Here is a 19,425-nt window from a genome sequence, read left to right on the forward strand (position 1 = left end):
GGATTCAGGACGTTCACCGTCCCGAATCCTCCACGCTCGACCGTGCCACCGCCTACGATGTAGGAATCGGGACGAGGATGACCCGGCCGCCGAGCGGGGAAGAATCCGGACGTTCAACGTCCGAAATCCTCCTCCGCTGCACCCCACCCAGCGGACAGACCGGACGAACCCAAGCCCAGTCGGTAGACAAATACCGCTCCGCTCCAACCCGAATCGCCACTCACGACCCGCTCAAGCCAGTCGCAGTTCCCGCCCCGGCAAGGATCGCCGCCGGTCCGTCACCAGGATCATGGCCAGTGTCCCGATCCCCAGCCACACCACCAGCTGCACGATCCCCGACGTCAGCCCGTCGGTCCCCGTCAGCAACGACCGCAAAGCGACCAGGGCGCCATTCGTCGGCAGAATCCCCAGCACGGTCCCGAAAATCCCGGGCACGGTCGAAACCAGTGAAGCGCCGACGGTGAAGACGAGGATCGCGAGAGCGGCGAAGCGGCCGGGGCGTTTGAAGATCGCCACCAGGGCTTGGTTGACCACGGTGAACGTTCCGGCCGCGAGGACGAGCAGCACCAGCAGGGTCATCGCCTTGCCGAAGCTCAGCCCGAGAAATGCCCAGAACACACCGGTCAGGATCAGGGCGGTCAGCACCGCGAGCGTCGCGCCCGGGATCGCCGCGGCGAGGATGATCCGCCAGCTCGGTTCGCGGGTGGTGAGCACGCTCGGCGGCACCGCCTGGATCACCTGGTACGTCGCCAGCGCGCACACCCACAGTGCCAGCACGAGAATCAGCGCCACCGCGCCTTCACCGAACGAGCCCGAGCCCGCCGTGTCGGTGATCGCGGGGGTGGCGGCGACCTGTTTGAGGTGGTCGCGTTCGGCCTGGGAGTAGTCGGGTACCTTGCCCCGGCCGTCGTTGAGCCCCTTGGCCAGCTCCGACGCGCCCGATTCGGCGCGCCGGCTGCCGTCGGCGGCCGCGCGGGCGCCGGTGGCGAGCTCACCCGCGCCGGTGGACAGGGTGGTCGCGCCGCCCGCCAGCTGACCGGAGCCGTCGGCGAGCTGCCGCGCGCCGGAATCGGCCTGTTTGACACCGGCGTCGAGTTTCCGCGCGCCGTCGGCCGCCGAGCCGATGCCGCCCGCCAGGTCCTTCGACTTGTCCGCGAGCTGCTTGTTCCCGTCGGCGACCTTCTGCGAGCCCGCCGAGAGATCTTGCACCGCCTTTTTCGTCTGCACGACGGCGTCGCGGATTTCGGCGCGTTTGCCGTCGAGGATCTCGGCGTCGGCCGTGAACTTGTCCGAGGCAGCCTTCAGATCGGCACAGAACTTGGTGTCACCACTGCACTTCTGCGCGAGTTCGGCGAACTTGCGCGCCGAATCGCCCGCCGTCGGCAGCGCGTCGATGATCAGGACGACCTTGTCCGCCAACGGTGAGATCTCGTCGGCCAGCTGCTTGTTGCCGTTCGCGACCTGCTGCGCCCCGTCGGCCAGTTCCCTGGTCAGCCGGGGCAGCTGGGCGGTGTCCTTCTCGGCCTGGGTCAGCCCCGACGACAACTGACCGGACCCGGTCGCGAGCTGCCCGGTGCCGTTCGCGAGCTTGCGAGCCCCGTCCGCCAGTTGTCCGGCGGCGCCGCTGAGTTTTCCCGCCCCACCGGCGAGTTCCCCAGCACCGGAGGCGAGTTTCCCGGTTCCGTCGGACAGCTCCCGCAGCCCCACGACGAGCTGGTCGCTGCCGTCGGCCGCGGTCACCAGTTGCTGATGGATCGAGGAGAACCCGATGTACAGATTGTCCACATAGGTCTCGACGATCTGCCGGTTCAGCGCGGTGAGCGTCGCGTTCGCGACCTCCCGGCTGGCCACCGGATCGACGAGGCCGGTGCGCTGCGACGTTTCGACGCGCATGATCGCCTGCTTCGCGTCGAGCGGCTTTCCCGACGTCGACGTGGCCTGTGCGGAGAAGTTCGGCGGAATGGTCACGACCGCGGAATACGTCCCGTCCGAGATGCCTTCCTTGGCGTCCTCGGCGTCGGTGAGCACCCAGGTGTACGCGGAATCCTCGCCGTGCACGAGGTTCCCGGCCAGTTCACGGCCGAGCGGGATCAGCTGCCCGTTCACCGTGACCGGCTCGTCGGTGTTGACCACGGCGGCTTTGGCGGCGCCGTGGTTGTCGTCGGGCGAGAAGAACGCCCACGCCAGCCCGAGCGCGACGATCACCGGCACGAGCACGATCCCGAGCCAGGTCTTCCAGGTCAGCGGGCCGAAGGCGGTCGCACGGGCGGAGCCGGTGAAGAAGCGGGACATCAGCGGACCTCGGCGGGGACAGGAGCGGGCGCCATGGCGAGGCCCGCGACGGCGGTGGTGGGCAGCAGATCCCGCACGATGGCGAGGCTCTGGCAGGACACGGCGAACGTCGCGGCCCTGCTCGCGAACGCCGCTCTCAGCGCGGCGCGCTGAGCGGTGGCGACGACGGTGTCCAGATCGTCGACGAAGACGAGTCCGACGCCGTCCTCGATCGCGCGCCGGACCTCGCCGGCGGGATCGTCGGTTTCCTTGCAGGCGACGAAGGCGGCGTTCCGGCGGACGGCGTGCGCGTGCTGCGGCAGCACCCGGCCGAGCACCTTCAGATCGCCGAGGACATGCGGGACACGACCGGCGAGCGCGTACAGCAGGGCGCTCTTGCCAGCCGGACCGGAACCGTGCACGGCGAGGATCTCCCCCGGGCCGATGTGCAGTTCGACGTCGCGGAAGAGGGTGCGGCCGCGGTCGTCGTCGACACGGAGCCCGGCGGCGCTGATCACCTCGGACGAGCCGGGCTCCGGCCAGTCGGCGAGCCGGAGTTCGTGGACGAGACCGTCGCCCTCCGCGTCGAACACCGGCAGTTTGCGGTCCAGCCACGGCGGCAGGCCCCAGGCACGCGGGCCCAGCAACGCGAGGATCGCCGGGACGAGCGTCATCCGCACGAGGAACGCGTCCACGAACACCCCGACGGCGAGGCTGAACGCGATCGGCTTGATCGTCGCGCTGCCGTCGGGGACGAAGGCTGCGAACACGCCCAGCATGATCACCGCCGCCGCGGTCACGACTCTCGACGCCGACACGAAACCGGTCTCGATCGCCTGGTGCGCGTCGCCGTGATGGACGTAGTCCTCCCGGATCCGGGACACGAGAAAGACTTCGTAGTCCATGGCGAGCCCGAAAAGGACACCCATCAGGATGATCGGCAGGAAGCTGATCACGCTGCCGGTGCGGGTCACGCCCAGCGCGTCGGCCAGATGCCCCTGCCCGAACACGAACGACGTCGCCCCGAAAGCGGCACCGATCGAGAGCAGATAGCCGAAGGTGGCCTTGAGCGGGACCAGGATCGAGCGGAACACCATCGCCAGCAGCACCAGGGAGAGCCCGACGACCAGGATGCCGAACGGCAGCAGCGCGTCGCCGAGTTGCGCGGACACGTCGATGCCGACGGCGGTGAACCCGGTGACCGCGGTCTGCACGCCGTAGCGGTCCTTGAACTGCCCTTCCATCGACCGCAGCCGTTCGACCAGTTCGTCGGTCGCCTCGTCGTAGGCGCCGGTCGTGGGCACGACCTGGATGATCGCGGTGTCGCCCTTGGGGTTCGGCGTGGCGAGCGGGACGACGGCGACACCGGGGACCTCGCGGATGTCGTCGGCGATGCCGTTGGTGATCCCGACCGGGTCGGTGGTCGACAGGATGTCCGCGGTGACGACCAGCGGGCCGTTGAAACCGGGCCCGAAATGCTCGGCGACGACGTCGTAGGCGACGCGGGCCGGGGTGCCGTCCTCGTCGGTTCCGTTGTCCGGCAGGGCGAGACGGAGGTCCAGCGCGGGTATCGACGCCACCGCCAGCACACCGACGATCAACGCGATCGTCACCCAGGGCGACTTGGTGGCGAGCCGGACCCAGCGCAGGCTGAACCGCGCCTTCTTCTTGCGCTTGACCTTGCGCGGCTTCTTGGGCCGCAGCCGTTCACCGGCGAACGCCAGCAGCGCGGGGATGAGGGTGATGGCCACGATCACCGCGACGGCCACCCCTCCGGCCGCCGCGACACCCATCACGGTCAGGAACGGGATCCCGGCGACGAACAGGCCCAGCAGCGCGATCACCACGGTGAGCCCGGCGAAGATGACGGCGGACCCGGCGGTCGCGGTCGCCCTGGCGATGGACTCCTCGACTTCGAGTCCTTCGGCGAGCTGGTCGCGATGCCGGGAAAGCAGGAAGAGCGCGTAGTCGATGCCGACGGCGAGGCCGAGCATGACCGCGAGCATCGGCGCCGTCGAGGACACCGTCGCCACCGAGGTCGCCGCGTAGACCAGCGCCACCGACACCCCGACGCCGAGGATCGCCGTCAGCAGGGGCATTCCCGCCGCGATGAACGAACCGAACACCATCAGCAGCACCACGAGCGCGATGACGAGCCCGATCCCCTCGGTGGGGCTGAGCTTGGGCACCTTGTCCGAGAAGGCGTCGCCGCCGGTGAGCACCTCGGTGCCGTGACCGATCCGGTTCTCCATGTCCTGCGCGATCCCGGCGAGCGCGGTCCGCGTCGACGGCTGGATGTCGGCCAGCCCGACGTCGAGTTGCACGGTGACCAGCGCGGCGCGGCCGTCCTTGGACACGGCGTCGTGCACGGCCGCGTCGAAGGGGTTCACCACCGTCGAGACCTGCGGCGCCGCGGTCAGGTCGGGCACCTCCGCGGCGACGGCGTCGCGCACGGCGGCCGAGTCGGCCCGCTCTCCTTCGGGAACGAGCACGACCAGCTGCGCCGAGGTGCCGCTCACCTGCGGGAAGACCCGGCCGAGATGGTCGAGCGCCTCCTGGGACTCCGAACCGGGGATCGCGAACGTGTCGTCGGTGCCCTGGCCGAACAGCAGCGCCGCCCCGCCCGCGACACACAACACGACCAGCCACAACGCGGTGACCAGTACCCGCCCGCGAGCGGCCAGCCTGCCGAGGCGGTAGAGGAATGACGACACGATCGGCTCCCGGCGCTCGTTGGATACATGGCGTATCGTAATGCACTCTGTATCCGATTCACGATGTACCCTGTCCCACAGCCGGGTGAACCGGGGGCGTACGAAAGAATGGCGAGATGACCGAGGAGCGGGGCGCCACCATGACCAGGCGCCGGGCGGACACCCGCCGACGGCTGATCGACGCGGCGTACGAGGCCTTCTCCGAGCACGGCATCCGGGACACGCCGGTCGAGCTGATCTGCGAGCGCGCCGGCTTCACCCGCGGCGCCTTCTACTCGAACTTCAGCTCGAAGGAAGACCTGTTCCTCGCCTTGTTCCAGGAAGAGACCGACGTCCGGCTCAAACGCTTCCACGACGCCACGGAGAGCGTGCTCGGCGAGGTGGTCGTCCGCGCGGACGAAGACCTCTCCCCCACCCTCGGGCGGATCGCGGACCTGTTCATGGTCGCGCTCAGCGCGGACAAGAACTGGTACCTGCTGTGCGCGGAGTTCCGCACCCAGGGCCTGCGGCAGCCGGAGATCCGCGACCGGATCGGCGCGGCGTTCCGGTACTTCCACGCCGAACTCGGCAAGGTCCTCGTCGGCGCGCTCGACCGGATGGGCCGGGAACTGACGATCTCACCGGACGACGCGGTGCTCGTGCTGATCGCCCTGTACGAACAGGGTTTGCAGAACTACCTGCTGGACGGCAGCGAGCTCCCCGCCGACGGCCGGTTCGTCAGCGAGCTGATCCCGAAGGTGATGGCCTCCCTCATCATCCCCGCGCGAAGCTGATTCGACCCAAGCTTCGCGAGTGGTGAGTCTCTTGACCGCACTCCCCACCCACGACCACCCCGAGGCCGTTGATCAAGACCAACCCAGCTCAGCAGGTCGGGCGGTTTCGTGTGCTTGGAGGGACGACACCCGTGACTGGATGGACGACACGTGTGTGCAGGCGGACGACTCGCGTCGGGAGCCCGGCCACGAGCGTGTCGTCCGCCCAGTCACGCGTGTCGTCCATCGGATCACGCGTGCCGTCCAACCGATCACGCCGCGGTGGGACCTCGTCCCAGGTCTCGTGAGTGGCGTTTCGGGTTAGAACACGAAACGCCACGAACGACCAACTCGACCCAACGCGTTCCGGCAGCACAGGCGTTTCATCGGGATTTCATGGCTCCGACCTACCGTCCGGGCACGGATCCGCACCGGCGGACCGGAAATTCCCCGAGGAGACGTGCATGAGCCCGGCCGGCCGGACCCCGTACAACATGGTGATGCCTCGGGGCGACGCGCCGAGTCCCGGGGAACGGGACGGGCTCGTCGGACCGGGCTGGAGCTGGGCCGCGTTCTTCACCCCGTGGGAAGACGGCCGCCCGGCGCCGAAGTACCGGTGGACTCTCTTCGACACCGCCGCCCACGCCGTCGAAGACCTCCGCCGCTGCCTCGACGACGGCAGTGTCGGCAGGCGCGGCGCCCTCTGCTCGTCCGTGCTCCGCAAGCGCGGCGCGCCAAGGGAACTGGTGCTGTGCGACGCCGCGGACTGGGCTTACGTCGTCCACGAAGTCCGGGCCGGGACTCACCTTGCCGACGCCGCCGACGCCTACTTCGCGCGCCGTCGCCAGGACATGGCGGGGCACCGCTTCACGATCATCAACGCCGGCGTGCCGACTGTCTGGTGAGGTCCAGACCTTCGAGCGCGAGGGCGCGTTGCTGGGAGTCCCCGTCGGATCCGATGGCGGTGAGCACCCACTCGAAATGCTCCCGCGCCGCGACCGGATCGCCCGCGGCGAGATGGGTGCGACCGAGCCGGTTGCGGATCTCGGACTCCATCCCGACGATCGTCTCCTCGGTGACCGCCGTCAGCGCCCGCCGCTGGAGTTCGAACGCCGCGTCGAGATTCCCGAGCTCCAGTTCCGCGGCGCCGAGCCGGACCAGGCTGGTCGCGGTCAGCAGGCCATCCGTGGTCTCCTCCGCGAGCTCGACGGACCGGCGGAGATCGAGCGCGGCCTCGGCGAACCTGCCGATCTCGAGCCGGACGGTTCCGCTGTGGCACAGGACCCTCGCCAGCATCCCGGGGCTGCCGATCTCCTCGCCCAGGTCGCGGGCTCGGGCGAGATGGGTGAGCGCGTCCTCGTGCTCACCCCTCAAGTAGGCGAGATAGCCGAGCGCCGACAGCGCCCGCTCGGCGAGCCAGCTGTCCCCGACCTCCTCCGCCAGGACCATCACCCGGCCCATCCCGGGGATCGCGCGTTCGTGATGCCCCTCGATCAGGTCCGCCATGGTGAGCCCGCCCAGCGCCCGCGCCTCCACGCCGCGGTCACCCGAGGCCTGGCCCGCCCGCAGCGCGTCGTCGAACCAGCCTCTCGCCCGGTCCAGCTGCCCTTGCATGGCGTAGGCGTAGCCGAGGCAGAACCGCAGCGACGAGATCAGGCGTTCGTCCTCGGCCCGTTCGGCCAGCGGCAGCGCGACCTGCAACGCCGTCCGGCATTCGTGGTAGCGCTGCTGGCGCGCGAGATAGTCGACCAGTCCCTCCGCGATCGAACACGCGAGGTCGTCCAGCCCGGCTTCGGCGGCTTGGGTGACCACATCGGGCAGGTCACCGGCGGCATCCAGCCAGGCGGAAGCATCACGCTGCCCGGAAAACGGCCCTCGGCCGGACTCGACCGGGAACCGCGCGACACCCCACTCGCTCGCTCGGCGGGCGGCACTGACGTACAACCCGTACACCCGTTCCCGCGCGGCTCCGGCGGCCTCCTCGGGCATCTCCCCGGCGAGCCGGCGGGCGTAGACCGCCACCAGGTCGTGCAACCGGTACCGGCCGCTCGCCGGTTCCTGCACGAGGCTCGCGTCGACGAGACTTTCCAGCCGGCGCTCGGCTTCGGCGGGCGAACAGTCCAGCAGGGCGGCGACCGAGAGCCGGTCGAATTCGGGCGTCGGCGTCAGTCCGAGCACGCTGAACGCGGTCTGCTCGGCGGGCCGCAGCTGCTCATACGACAGGCGCAGCGCCACCTCGACACTGCGGTCCTCGGCGGTCAGTTCGCCGAGCCGCCGCTCGTCGTCCGACATCCGGTCCACCAGGTCCTTGAACGTCCACATCGGACGGTTCTGCAGCCGGGCCCCCGCGATCCTCAGCGCGAGCGGCAACCGCCCGCACAACCCGGCGAGCGCGCGGACGGCGAACCGCTCCCCTTCGGCCCTCGGCGCGCCCACGATCCGGCCGAGCAGCTTCTCCGCCGCTTCGAGTCCCAGCGCGCCAAGGGAAATGCGGCGGTCGGCGTCCAAACCGGACAGACGGCGGCGGCTGGTCACCAGCACGCGGCTGCCCGGGCCGGACGGCAGCAGCGGCCGCACCTGCCCGGCGGACTCGGCGTTGTCGAGCACCAGCAGCAACCGCAGGTTCGCGGTCGCCGCCCGCCACGACGCAGCCAGCTCGTCGAGATCGTCCGGCATGACGCCGTCTTCGACACCGACAGCGCGCAGCAACCGTCGCAGCGCGCGTTCCGGCGTCACCGGCTCCCGGCCTTCGGTGTAACCGTGCAGATCCACGAACAACGCACCGTCCGGATAGGACTCACGGAGCCGGTGCGCCGCGCGCACGGCGAGCGTGGTCTTCCCGGCACCGGGGACGCCGTCGACGGCGTCGACCGAGACCGCCTCGGGATCACCTTCCTCGGCGAGCAACACGAGTTCGCGGTCCCTGCCGACGAGTTCGCCGTTGGTGGCGGGCAGTTCGTTGCGGACGCGGCGCGTCGTCTCCCGGCGCTGCGTGACGCCGAGCTGCGCGTCGTCCCCGCGCAACACCGCTTCCTGCACCTGCCGCAGCTCCTCGCCCGGCTCGACGCCGAGCTGCTCCACCAGCCGCTCGCGGACGTCGGTGAACACCTCCAGCGCCTCCGCCTGGCGTCCGCCGCCGTAGAGCGCGCGCATCAGCAGCGCGGCCAGCGGCTCGCTCGGCGGATCCGCCGACACCAGCGCCGACAGCTCACCGATCACCTCGTCGAACCGGCCGAGTTTCAGCTGGGCCCGCAGTTTCCGGCGCAGCAACAGAAGCCTGCGCTCTTCCAGCCGTCGGCGCTCACCCTGGACGAACGCGCCGGGCAGTCCCGTCAGCGGCTCGCCGTGGAACAACCGGAGCGCGTCGGCGAAGGTGTTCACCGCGGTGACGAGATCACCCGACTCCTCGGCGGCGGCCGCGACGACCGCGACCTCTTCCAGCCGCGCCACGTCCAGCCGGACTCCGCCGCTGGCGAAGCGGTAGCCGCCCCGATCGGACACGATCACCGAGTCACGCGGCTTCTCCCCGGAGGTGTCCAGGCATTGCCGCAACCGCCGGACGTACACCGGCAGCACGTTCGACTCCGGCGGCTTTTCCCAGAGCCCGTCGGTGAGTTCGTAATGGCTGACGGTCACGTCCGGGCGCAGCAGCAAAGCGGCCAGCACGGCCTGCTGCCGGACCGGACCGAGGTCCAGCCGTTTCTCCCCGTGCCAGGCCCGCAACGGGCCGAGCACCTCGAACCGAAGCCGCGAGTCGGACATGATCCCCCCGTCGTCGATCATCAGCCCGGCACCACGATCCCGTTGTCGAACGCGTAGACGATCGCCGCCGCCCGGTCCCGCAACCCGAGTTTGGTGAAGATCCGGCCGATGTGGCTTTTCACGGTCACCTCCGAAATGACGAGTGCGGCGGCGATCTCGGCGTTGGTCAGCCCGCGGCCGATCGCGCGGAGCACGTCCTGTTCCCTCGGTGTCAGCAGTTCGGGCGAACGTCCGCCGCTGCCGTTCCCGGCGGCCTGCCGGTAGGCGACGAGCACCCGGCCGGTGACCCCCGGGTCGAGCCAGGCGTCGCCCCCGGCGACCGCCCGCACGGCGCGGATCAGGTCTTCGGCGGGCGAATCCTTGAGGACGTAGCCCGCCGCGCCCGCCCGCAGCGCGTCGGCCAGGAGGCTGTCGTCGTCGAAGGTGGTGAGCGCGAGCACCGGCGGATGGCCCGCCGTGCGCCGCAGCCGCCTGGTCGCCTCGACCCCGCCGACGTTCTTCATCCGCAGGTCCATCACGATGACGTCGACCTCGTGCGCGGCCAGCGCCTCGGGCACTTCCGAGCCGTCGCCGCATTCACCCGCGATGACGAACCCGTCGCGGCGCCGCAGGATGCGCCGCAGCCCGGACCGGACCAGCTCCTGATCGTCGACCAGCAGCACCTGGATCTCGGCGGCGGCGGTCATGACTTGGCCCCCGGCACGGTGACCTGCACGATCCACTGCCTGCCCTGGGGCCCGGCGCTGAGGTCGGCGCCGAGCTGGGCCGCGCGGACGGCCATCCCCGCCAGTCCCGAGCCGTCCTCGGCGGTGCCGCGGGCGGCGCCGGCGAGGGTGTTGCTGACGATGAGCCGCACACCCGAGCGACCGGCGTCCAGCCGGACCTCCGCGTTCGCGCCGGGGGCGTGCTTGACGACGTTGACCAGTGATTCCTGCACGATCCGGTAGAGGCCCAATCCTTCCGAGGCGCCTACCCGGCCGAGGTCGCCTTCCTGTGTATAGCGCACCGCCAGTCCGGCGACCCGCGTGCGTTCCACCAGCGTCGCGATGTCCTCCACGCCCGGCAGCGGCGCGCTGCCCGACGGGGTGTCGGCGAGCAGGCCGACCGTGCGGCGGATGTCGGCCATCGCGGCCCGTCCCACCTGCTCGGCCTCGGTGAGCGCTTCGATCGCCTCGTCGACGTCGCGATCCTGCTGTAGCGCGTGGCGGGCCCCGGTCAGGTGCAGCAGCGTGATGCTGAGCGAATGGCCGACGACGTCGTGCACCTCGCGCGCGATCCGCTGGCGTTCGGCCAGCAGGGCCTTTTCCCGGTACGCGTCACGGTTGTCGCGTTCGGCGTCCAGCACCCTGGTGTACCAGCGGACCATGAGCCCGCCGCTGAGCCCCAGCAGGATCGCGACCATGTACACCGGGCCGCCGACCAGCCCGCCCCAGATCCCCGCCACGACCAGCACCAGCTCGCCCACGACGGTGACGACGACGATCCCCCACGTCGTCCGCAGGACACTCGCCGCTTCGGTCGCCGCGACCAGCAGCAGCAACGGCGCGAAGTCCGGGAGCACGGGCTCGATGAGCAGGACCGAGGCGGCGGTGATCAGCGCCGCCATCCGCACCCACGGCATGATCCAGTCGGTGACCACCCAGATCACCGAGGGCGCGATCACGATCAGCCCGGCCAGCGCGATCGGCTCGGGCGGCAGCAGGGCGTCCCGCTGCACCAGCGCGACCGCCGTGAACACGAAGCTCACCGCACTGGCGCACAACGCCCCCCACCAGGGCAGGCTCAGTCCGGCCCGGGTGAGACTGACCTGCACCCGTGCCCGGAACCGGTCCCGCAAGATCTCCAGCACGCCTTAAGACTAGGAAGTGCCGGGAGGCGCGTCATCGTGCGGCGGTCGGCATCCGTCTCCGCCCACGGTAGGAGGCCGGGACCGATGAAATCCGGATGAAACGCGGCGCGCTCACTCCTGGCTGAGCGCGACCCACTTCAGCTTCTCCTGTTCCCGTTTCGGCAGGCCCGCGACGACGAGGTCGTAGGAATCCTCGATCAGCTCCCGGACGAAGTCGCCGGACAGCGAACCGTCCAGCCGGACGGTGTTCCAATGCTGCTTGTTCATGTGATAGCCGGGGATGATCTCCGGATGTTCGGCACGCAGCCGGACCGCGACGTCGGGCTCGCATTTGAGGTTGATCCGCAGCGGTTTCGCCTTGAGCGGGCTGAGCGCGAACATCTTGCCCGCGACCTTGAACACACTGGAGTGCTCGTCGAACGGGAACTCCTCACGGGCACCGGGGAAGCCGAGACAGAGCTTCCGGAGAGCGGCAGGGGTCATGGCGTTCAGAGTAAGCGGCCCCACCGACAGAAACCTGTCCTGTCGTGCGCATTGACCGTCTGTCGGTGATTCGTTGACGATGAGTGGAGCCGACTGGGTGGAGGCGGAACACATGCGCGTGAAGCAGCTCGCGGTCGCGGGAATCCTGCTACTGGGCGTCGTTCCCGGAGTCGCCGCGGCGGCACCGGCGAGTCAAGGTCAAGTCGAGAGCACGGCCACGAACGGCTGGGTGGGCACCTGGGCGGCGGCGCCCGCGGCAGGGGTGGCCGGGACCGACAACGGCTACCCGAACTTCTCGATCCGCAACATCGTGCACACCAGCGCCGGCGGGCACGAGGTGCGGGTGCGGCTGTCCAACGCCTTCGGCCGGACGCCGGTGCTGTTCGGCCGGGTGACCGTCGCGGTCGCCGCGGGCCCGGACACGCCCCAGGCGGTCCCCGGCACGATGCGCACGCTGACCTTCGGCGGCGATCGCGAGATCACCGTGCCACCGGGCGCCGACATCCTCAGCGACGGCGCGGCGCTGCCCGTGCCGAGGGACGGCGATCTCCTGGTCACCACGTACACACCGACCCCGTCCGGCCCGGTCACCTACCATCCGCTGGCCATGCAGGACTCGTACTTCACCCGGAACGGCGACAAGGCGGCCGACGAGTCGGCCGCGGCGTTCCCGGAGAAGACCGCGGTGTGGCACTACGTTTCCGGAGTGGACGTCCGCGGCGCCGGACTACAGGGCAGTGTCGTGGCGATCGGCGACTCGATCACCGACGGGGCGAACTCGACCCGGGGCGCGAACCTGCGCTGGCCCGATCAGCTCGCCGACAAGATCAGCGCCCGCATGGGCGTGCTGAACGCCGGGATCAGCGGGAACCGGCTGCTGCTCGACGGCGGCAACTACGGTGTCAACGCGCTGGCCCGGCTCGACCGGGACGTGCTGAGCCAGTCCGGCGTGCGGACGGCGATCGTGTTCGAGGGCATCAACGACATCCAGCAGACACCGCACCAGACCGATCCGAACAAGATCATCTCGGCGCTGAAGCAGATCGCCGGCCGGGCGCACGACCGCGGTCTGCGGGTGCTCGGCGCGACGATCACGCCGTGGAAGGGCTGGGGTTCGTACACGCCTCAACTCGAGGAGACCCGGCAGGCGGTCAACCGGTTCATCCGCACCAGCAGGCTCTTCGACGGCTACATCGACTTCGACGCGGTGATCCGCGATCCCGCCGATCCACAGCGGATGAAACCGGAGTACGACTCCGGCGACCACCTCCATCCCGGGGACAAGGGTTTCACCGCCATGGCGGACGCCGTCCCGTTGCGGCGACTGAAGTAGGAATCAAGGGCTGCGCCAGGCGGTTCCTTGGGGCACGATGAGCTGATGGCGATCAGGAATGACTAGCGGCGACAGCGGGATGCGGGCGACGGCGCGGCTGGTCCGGTTCGCCGAGCACGAAGCGCGTGCGGAAACGCTCCGGGCCCGCCTGGCGGATCTCCACGGCACGATCCGGCTGGCGAAGCGGACCTCGAACCTGTTCCGCGCGCGGACGGCGACCAGTACCCCTGGTCTGGACGTCTCCGGGTTCACGCACGTGCTCGACGTCGATCCCTTGGCGCGCACGGCCGACGTCGAGGGAATGGTCACCTACGAGCAACTGGTGGACGCGACCCTGCCCCACGGGCTGATGCCGATGGTCGTGCCGCAGCTCAAGACGATCACGCTCGGTGGCGCCGTCACCGGCCTCGGCATCGAGTCGTCCTCCTTTCGCAACGGCCTCGTGCACGAGTCCGTGCTGGAGATGGAGTTGCTCACCGGCGACGGCCGGATCGTCGTCGCGCGGCCGGACAACGAGCACAGCGACCTGTTCCACGGCTTCCCGAACTCGTACGGGACACTCGGCTACGCGCTGCGGCTGAAGATCGAGCTGGAGCCGGTCAAACCGTACGTGCGGCTCGACCACGTCCGGTACGACGACACCGAGGAGTACTTCGCGGCGCTCGGCGAGGCCTGCCGTGACGGGGTGGCCGATTTCGTGGACGGAACCGTCTTCGGGCCGGGCGAGCAGTACTTGACGCTGGGCACGTTCACCTCGTCGGCGCCCGCGACCAGCGATTACACCTGGCTCGACATCTACTACAAGTCGATCCGCTCACGCGAGGTCGACCATCTCAGCGTCCGGGACTACCTGTGGCGCTGGGACACGGACTGGTTCTGGTGCTCGCGGGCGTTCGGCGTGCAGCGCCGGCTCCCCCGGCTGCTGCTGGGCAGGCGGTTGCTGAGGTCGTCGGTCTACTGGAAAGCGGTGGCGCTCGACCGCCGGTTCGGGATCGCCGCGAAGCTCCTCAAGCTGCGCGGGCTCCCTCCCGAAGAGACCGTCGTGCAGGACATCGAGGTGCCGCTGTCGCGAGCCGCCGAGTTCCTGGACTTCTTCCGCCGCGAGATCCCGATCAGCCCGGTGTGGGTCTGCCCGCTGAAGCAGCGGCCGGGTGGCGTGAACTCGCCGCTGTACGAAATGGACCCCGGAACGCTGTACGTCAACTTCGGCTTCTGGTCCGCGGTCCCGCTGGACCCCGGCGAGGCCCCGGATACGCACAATCGGCTGATCGAGGCCGAAGTGACGCGACTCGGCGGGCGGAAGTCGCTGTATTCCGACAGTTTCTATTCCGAAGACGAGTTCTGGCGGCTGTACAACGGCGACGCCTACCGGAAACTGAAGACGGCCTACGACCCGGACGGCCGCTTGCTCGACCTGTACGCGAAATGCGTGCGGCGGCGGTGACCCGGGCCGGGAAGAAGAGAGACGAACATGGCTGAGACGACGACCGTCGGGAAGATCTTCGAGCGGTTGCTCGGCCCGAACGCCGAGGTGTCCATCACCGCCTACGACGGCAGCAGGAGCGGTCCGGCCGACGCGCCGGTGTCGATCCAGGTGCGGTCACCGCTGGCGCTGACGTACCTGATGTCGTCCCCTGGCGACCTCGGGCTCGCCCGCGCCTATGTCGCCGGAGCGCTCGATGTGGACGGTGACCTCTACTCGGCGTTGCGCGCGCTCGTGGCCCAGGTCGATCAGCTCAGCCCCGCGGACCGGGTGTGGCTGCTGCGCAAACTCGGCCCCACGCACCTGCGCCGCGTCGCCCCGCCCGCCGAGGAACTGCCGAGCAGGCTCAAGCGCACCGTCGACGGGTTGCGGCACTCGAAAGCACGCGACAGCAACGCGATCTCGAACCACTACGACGTCTCGAACCGGTTCTACGAACTGGTGCTCGGGCCGTCGATGGCCTACACCTGTGCGGCGTATCCGTCCGCCGACGCGTCGCTGGAAGAGGCCCAGGAGCACAAATTCGACCTGGTGTGCCGGAAACTCGGCCTGCGGCCAGGGATGCGGTTGCTGGACGTCGGTTGCGGCTGGGGCGGAATGGTCGAGCACGCCGTCTCGCATTACGGCGTCGAGGCGCTGGGCGTCACCCTTTCGCGGGAGCAGGCCCAGTGGGCGCAGAAGGACATCGTGACCAAAGGGCTCGCCGACCGGGCCGAAGTGCGGCATCTCGACTACCGCGACGTCACCGAAACGGACTTCGACGCGGTGTCGTCGATCGGGCTCACCGAGCACATCGGCGCGCGGAACCTGCCGTCGTACTTCCGTTTCCTCGCCGGGAAACTGAAGCCGCACGGGCGCATGCTGAACCACTGCATCACCAACCCGGACACCTCGGTGGCGCACCGTTCGCGCGGGTTCATCGACCGGTACGTCTTCCCCGACGGCGAACTGGAATCCGTCGGCGAGATCGCCACCGCGATGCACGACAGCGGGCTGGAGGTGCGGCATTCGGAGAACCTCCGCGAGCATTACGCCACCACTCTCGGCGCCTGGTGCGCCAACCTCGACGCGAACTGGGACGAGGCCGTCACCGAAGCGGGCGCGGGGCGGAGCCGGGTCTGGGCGCTGTACATGGCCGCGTGCCGCCTCGCCTTCGAGCGGCGGGAGATCGAACTGCACCAGGTGCTCGGGGTGAAGGTCGGCCCGGACGGTGACGCGGGCATGCCGCTGCGGCCGGACTGGGGCGTTTAGCTTCAGTGGCGAAAGGCTTCGGCGAGCCACCACGAGCCGCCGTCGTCGGCGATCTTGGCGTCGATGACGAGCGGTGCCTGGCGTGGCCCGCCGAGCCACTCCTCGACAGCGGCGAGGTCCTCGATCGACCGCACGGTGACGCCGTCACAGCCGAAACCGCGGCCGATCGCGGCGATGTCGGTGTCGGGGAACCGGACCGTGGCCATGTCCGCGTCGCCGAAATGATGGATCTCGGCGCCGTACGCGGCATCGTTGTAGACGATCACCACGAGCGGGATCCCCAGCCGGACGGCGGTTTCCAGCTCGGAGACCGCCATGTGGAACCCGCCGTCGCCGACGCCGAGGACCGGTAGCCGCTCCGGCCGGGCCAGCGCCGCGCCGATCGCCGTCCCCAGACCGAGTCCGATGCTTTGGAACGCCTGTGTGAAGCAGAAGCCGTTCTCGTCGGGGACGGACAGGTACGCGCTCGGGTAGCCCATGAAGTTGCCGGAGTCGATCGAGACCACCCGTTCGGCGGGAAGGATCTCGTCGAGACGGCGGCTGAGCGTGCGCGGATCGATCCTCCCGCCGCCGGATAGGTCGTTATACGGGACGTCGTTCCATCGTGTGCTCGCGGGGACTTCACGGCTCGCTCGGTGGCCACGCCTGGCGAGCTCCGCGTGAACGTCTCTCGCGGTGCTGGTGACGTCGCCGACGACACCGAGGGCGATCGGGCGGTGCGCGCCGAGCGCGGCCTGGTCGACGTCGACCTGGACCAGCCAGGCGTCCGGATCGAGAAGCTTGCCGTGCCGGGTGGTCCACATGTTCAGCGCGCACCCCCAGCCGATCACGGCCTCGGCGCTTCGGATGAGGTCCGCCGCCCGTGGTGACGAAAAGCCGCCCGAGATCCCGAGCGAAAAGGGGTCGTCGTGGAAGAGACCGTGCGCCACCGCCGAGGTCGCCAGCAACGCGCCGGAAACCTCCGCGAGTTCCCTGAGAGCGGCGGCGCTCGTCCGCGCGCCGCGGCCGGCGACGAACACCGGCCGCTGTACTCCGGCGAGGAGGTCGGCCAGTTTCGCGACCGCCTCGGCGTCCGGTCTGATCGGCGCCGGGCCGGGGACTTCGGGTATCTCGACCGCGTCGGGCGCTTCCTGCGCTTGGACGTCGAGCGGGAGGTTGAGCAGGACGGTCCGGCGTTGCTGCACGGCCGTCCGGTACGCGCGGACGGTGTCGGCGACCGCGGTGGGCGCGCCGTGGACGCGCTCCGGCACGGCCCCGACGGCTGCCGCGAGCGCGTCCTGATCGATCCGGAAGTTCGACAGCACTGACGACGCCGAAGTGTCCCCGGTCAGGACGATCATCGGCGTCCGGCTCTTGGCCGCCTCGGTGATCCCGGTGAGCGCGTTGGTCAGCCCGCAGCCCTGGTGGAGACTCAGCACCGACACGCGGCCGCTCATCCGCGCGTACGCGTCGGCCATACTCGCCGCGCCGCCCTCGTGCCGCGCCGCGACGAACCGCACTCCGCCCGCCCGCAACCCGTTGGTGGCCTCGAAGTTGCCGCTGCCCACGACCCCGAAAGCGGCATCGACGCCGAGCTCCGCCAACGCGCGGCCGACCAGCTCCGCGACCTTCATGCCCGCTCGACCAGCGCGTAGACCCGGGCAGGGCTGCCGGAACCGCCGACGATCGGCAGCGGGCTGACCACCAGCAAAGCTCCGGTAGGCGGCAGGCTCGCCAGGTTCCGCAACTGGGTCAAGCCGTGTTTTCCCGCCCCCAGAAGGAGTTCGTGGCAGGGGAAGGCCGGCTCGATGGCCAGCGCCTGTCCCGCGTCGGTGCCCACCGTCTCGACGCCGAACCCGGTGATCGGCGCCTCCTCCGCGAGCCAGCGGGCGCACTCCCCCGAGATCCCCGGCGTATGGGGGCCGTCCTCGTCGTTGTTGAGGAAGGACTCCTGGTCGTGCGAACGCGCGTCCCAGCCCGTACGGTAAAGCAGCCAGCCACCGTCGGGCAGCGGGCCGTTCTCACGCTCCCACTCGCGGATGTCCTCCACGGACAGCAGGAAATCCGGGTCTTCGGCCGCACGCGCCGACGCGTCGAGCACCACGGCAGGGGCGACCAGCGTGCGCAGCGGCACCTCGGAGACGTCGTGACCGTCCTTGCCCGACACCCAGTGCACGGGGGCGTCGAGGTGGGTCCCGGTGTGCTCGCCGGTGTGGATGTTGTTCCAGTACCAGCGCGGCCCGCGTTCGTCGTAGCGGCTGATCTCCTCCAGGCCGAACGGGATCGTGTTCGCGAACGGCTCCGGCAACTGGAGGATCGGCGTGCTCTCGCTCAGCGGCGCGGTGAGATCGACGACCTCGATCGCGCCGGTGGTGATCGCGGTGTTCAGCTGGGCCAACAACGACATGCGTGCCTCCCGGATGTGACTGGCGTCTTGGTCACCTTAGGCCTGTTCACGGAGTGGCGGAATTTGTCGGAGGTCGCTGATACGGTGCGCCGCGACTCAGCCGAAGAGAGGAGAACATCGGTGGCAGAGGTGGCACTGCGTTTCGTCGAGGACTCCGATCTCGACGCGCTGTTCGAACAGATGCGTGACCCCGAGTCGGTCCGGATGGCCGCGTTCATCGCCAGGGACCCGAACGATCGCGAAGCGTTCGACGCCCATGTCGCGAAGTTGAGGTCGTCTCCGGACATCATCCTGCGCGCGGTGACCGGTGACGGACGTTTCCTCGGCACCGTAGGCAGTTTCGTCGTGGACGGCGACGCTGAAGTCACCTACTGGATCGACCGTTCGGCTTGGGGGCAAGGGGTCGCCAGCCGGGCGCTCGCGCTGCTTCTTGACCTGGTCGAGGTCCGGCCCCTGTTCGCTCGCGCGGCTAGCGACAACCTCGGATCGCTTCGAGTCCTGGAGAAGGCGGGCTTCACGGTCGTCGGGACCGATACCGGCTACGCGTCGGCGCGGGATGCCGAAATCGAAGAAACCATCCTTCGGCTCGACTAGTGAGGGGTCGGTGGCGGGGCCGATACTGTCCATAAGGGACACTCTGCCCAGACAGGACGTACGCGCGGGGTCTTTTCCGTGTCGGGTCTTCCCGTGTCGGGTGGGTGAGTGGTGTCCCGAGCGCCACGCCCGGGACGCTCACCGTCTCAAGCGTGGCGCTCGTGACGCACTGCCCTGATGCCCGAGGCCGAAGCGCACTGAGACAGGCCGATGCACCCTGGCAGGACCCAACGTCGTGAAAGCCCCATTCGGGACGTCTGATGTCCCGAAAGTGGCTTTCACGACACCCGGGACCGGCCGGGGCGCGAGCGGTGGAGCACGATACCTCGCCTTTCGGCCCAGCAACCTTCTTTGCCACTCACAAACACGCGCGAAACCATTCGTACGACATACTTCAGGAACACTATCGCCACCAATACCCCCACGGCCGCTTGAGACCACTGTGACGACAGGTGTTATTGAGGGCTAAGGCAAAGGTGGCGTGTGCCTAGCCTGCCCACCTGCCGGTTTCGGGTGTTGCGAAAGCCACGTTCGCAACGTTCAACGT

At 69.5% G+C, this 19,425-nt stretch carries 14 protein-coding genes; 6 read left to right on the forward strand and 8 right to left on the reverse strand.

The window, feature by feature from the left end; translation table 11 throughout:
- Positions 1-231: 231 nt before the first annotated feature.
- Complete coding sequence (locus ACFWMR_RS36325; protein WP_378381681.1) at positions 232-2,292, reverse strand: YhgE/Pip family protein; 2,061 nt, start codon at positions 2,290-2,292, stop codon at positions 232-234.
- Positions 2,292-4,985, reverse strand: coding sequence for an MMPL family transporter (locus ACFWMR_RS36330; protein ID WP_378381682.1), 2,694 nt, complete (start codon positions 4,983-4,985; stop codon positions 2,292-2,294). Before ACFWMR_RS36330 ends, ACFWMR_RS36325 begins: the two co-directional genes overlap by 1 nt.
- 116 nt (positions 4,986-5,101) lie before the next feature.
- On the opposite strand from ACFWMR_RS36330, the gene ACFWMR_RS36335 reads away from it, so the two are divergent.
- Positions 5,102-5,758 carry a TetR/AcrR family transcriptional regulator gene (locus ACFWMR_RS36335; RefSeq protein ID WP_378381683.1) on the forward strand — a complete coding sequence of 219 codons (657 nt, stop codon included), beginning with the start codon at positions 5,102-5,104 and terminating at the stop codon, positions 5,756-5,758.
- Positions 5,759-6,201: 443 nt separating this feature from the next.
- Positions 6,202-6,642, forward strand: coding sequence for a hypothetical protein (locus tag ACFWMR_RS36340; protein WP_378381685.1), 441 nt, complete (start codon positions 6,202-6,204; stop codon positions 6,640-6,642).
- On the opposite strand, the gene ACFWMR_RS36345 is transcribed toward ACFWMR_RS36340, so the two are convergent.
- The 4 genes from ACFWMR_RS36345 to ACFWMR_RS36360 all read right to left on the reverse strand — a co-directional run bounded on the left by ACFWMR_RS36345 (position 6,614) and on the right by ACFWMR_RS36360 (position 11,831).
- Positions 6,614-9,520, reverse strand: coding sequence for an AfsR/SARP family transcriptional regulator (locus ACFWMR_RS36345; RefSeq protein WP_378381686.1), 2,907 nt, complete (start codon positions 9,518-9,520; stop codon positions 6,614-6,616). The genes ACFWMR_RS36340 and ACFWMR_RS36345 overlap by 29 nt on opposite strands.
- On the reverse strand, positions 9,520-10,185 hold the full coding sequence (locus ACFWMR_RS36350; RefSeq protein WP_378381687.1) for a response regulator transcription factor: 666 nt from the start codon (positions 10,183-10,185) through the stop codon (positions 9,520-9,522). Before ACFWMR_RS36350 ends, ACFWMR_RS36345 begins: the two co-directional genes overlap by 1 nt.
- Complete coding sequence (locus tag ACFWMR_RS36355) at positions 10,182-11,348, reverse strand: sensor histidine kinase (protein ID WP_378381688.1); 1,167 nt, start codon at positions 11,346-11,348, stop codon at positions 10,182-10,184. Before ACFWMR_RS36355 ends, ACFWMR_RS36350 begins: the two co-directional genes overlap by 4 nt.
- Before the next feature lie 111 nt (positions 11,349-11,459).
- The gene (locus ACFWMR_RS36360) at positions 11,460-11,831 is read right to left on the reverse strand and encodes an MmcQ/YjbR family DNA-binding protein (RefSeq protein ID WP_093931822.1); all 372 of its coding nucleotides are present in this window, start codon (positions 11,829-11,831) and stop codon (positions 11,460-11,462) included.
- Positions 11,832-11,943: 112 nt separating this feature from the next.
- On the opposite strand from ACFWMR_RS36360, the gene ACFWMR_RS36365 reads away from it, so the two are divergent.
- The 3 genes from ACFWMR_RS36365 to ACFWMR_RS36375 are packed head-to-tail and all read left to right on the forward strand — an operon-like array spanning position 11,944 to position 15,898.
- Positions 11,944-13,164 carry an SGNH/GDSL hydrolase family protein gene (locus ACFWMR_RS36365; RefSeq protein WP_378381689.1) on the forward strand — a complete coding sequence of 407 codons (1,221 nt, stop codon included), beginning with the start codon at positions 11,944-11,946 and terminating at the stop codon, positions 13,162-13,164.
- 58 nt (positions 13,165-13,222) lie between these two features.
- Positions 13,223-14,608 carry an FAD-binding oxidoreductase gene (locus ACFWMR_RS36370; RefSeq protein ID WP_378381690.1) on the forward strand — a complete coding sequence of 462 codons (1,386 nt, stop codon included), beginning with the start codon at positions 13,223-13,225 and terminating at the stop codon, positions 14,606-14,608.
- A gap of 27 nt (positions 14,609-14,635) precedes the next feature.
- A complete protein-coding gene (locus ACFWMR_RS36375) occupies positions 14,636-15,898 on the forward strand; it encodes a class I SAM-dependent methyltransferase (protein ID WP_378381691.1) in 1,263 nt (420 codons plus the stop codon).
- A gap of 2 nt (positions 15,899-15,900) precedes the next feature.
- Here ACFWMR_RS36375 and ACFWMR_RS36380 read toward each other — a convergent pair whose 3' ends face one another.
- Positions 15,901-17,511, reverse strand: coding sequence for a thiamine pyrophosphate-binding protein (locus ACFWMR_RS36380; RefSeq protein ID WP_378381692.1), 1,611 nt, complete (start codon positions 17,509-17,511; stop codon positions 15,901-15,903).
- Complete coding sequence (locus ACFWMR_RS36385) at positions 17,508-18,284, reverse strand: cyclase family protein (protein ID WP_378381693.1); 777 nt, start codon at positions 18,282-18,284, stop codon at positions 17,508-17,510. The genes ACFWMR_RS36380 and ACFWMR_RS36385 overlap by 4 nt, the downstream gene beginning before the upstream one ends.
- Positions 18,285-18,404: 120 nt before the next feature.
- On the opposite strand from ACFWMR_RS36385, the gene ACFWMR_RS36390 reads away from it, so the two are divergent.
- Positions 18,405-18,878, forward strand: a complete 474-nt coding sequence (locus ACFWMR_RS36390) for a GNAT family N-acetyltransferase (protein ID WP_378381694.1) — start codon at positions 18,405-18,407, stop codon at positions 18,876-18,878.
- Positions 18,879-19,425: the final 547 nt, after the last annotated feature.

The organism is Amycolatopsis thailandensis (assembly GCF_042723255.1).
GTDB lineage: Bacteria > Actinomycetota > Actinomycetes > Mycobacteriales > Pseudonocardiaceae > Amycolatopsis > Amycolatopsis thailandensis.

What these genes read in the sequence shown, in the direction of transcription:
- ACFWMR_RS36325 (WP_378381681.1), bottom strand. Translation starts at nt 2,292, where the DNA reads ATGTCCCGCTTCTTCACCGGCTCCGCCCGTGCGACCGCCTTCGGCCCG.
- ACFWMR_RS36335 (WP_378381683.1), top strand. Translation starts at nt 5,102, where the DNA reads ATGACCGAGGAGCGGGGCGCCACCATGACCAGGCGCCGGGCGGACACC.
- ACFWMR_RS36340 (WP_378381685.1), top strand. Translation starts at nt 6,202, where the DNA reads ATGAGCCCGGCCGGCCGGACCCCGTACAACATGGTGATGCCTCGGGGC.
- ACFWMR_RS36345 (WP_378381686.1), bottom strand. Translation starts at nt 9,520, where the DNA reads ATGATCGACGACGGGGGGATCATGTCCGACTCGCGGCTTCGGTTCGAG.
- ACFWMR_RS36350 (WP_378381687.1), bottom strand. Translation starts at nt 10,185, where the DNA reads ATGACCGCCGCCGCCGAGATCCAGGTGCTGCTGGTCGACGATCAGGAG.
- ACFWMR_RS36360 (WP_093931822.1), bottom strand. Translation starts at nt 11,831, where the DNA reads ATGACCCCTGCCGCTCTCCGGAAGCTCTGTCTCGGCTTCCCCGGTGCC.
- ACFWMR_RS36365 (WP_378381689.1), top strand. Translation starts at nt 11,944, where the DNA reads ATGCGCGTGAAGCAGCTCGCGGTCGCGGGAATCCTGCTACTGGGCGTC.
- ACFWMR_RS36370 (WP_378381690.1), top strand. Translation starts at nt 13,223, where the DNA reads ATGACTAGCGGCGACAGCGGGATGCGGGCGACGGCGCGGCTGGTCCGG.
- ACFWMR_RS36375 (WP_378381691.1), top strand. Translation starts at nt 14,636, where the DNA reads ATGGCTGAGACGACGACCGTCGGGAAGATCTTCGAGCGGTTGCTCGGC.
- ACFWMR_RS36380 (WP_378381692.1), bottom strand. Translation starts at nt 17,511, where the DNA reads ATGAAGGTCGCGGAGCTGGTCGGCCGCGCGTTGGCGGAGCTCGGCGTC.
- ACFWMR_RS36385 (WP_378381693.1), bottom strand. Translation starts at nt 18,284, where the DNA reads ATGTCGTTGTTGGCCCAGCTGAACACCGCGATCACCACCGGCGCGATC.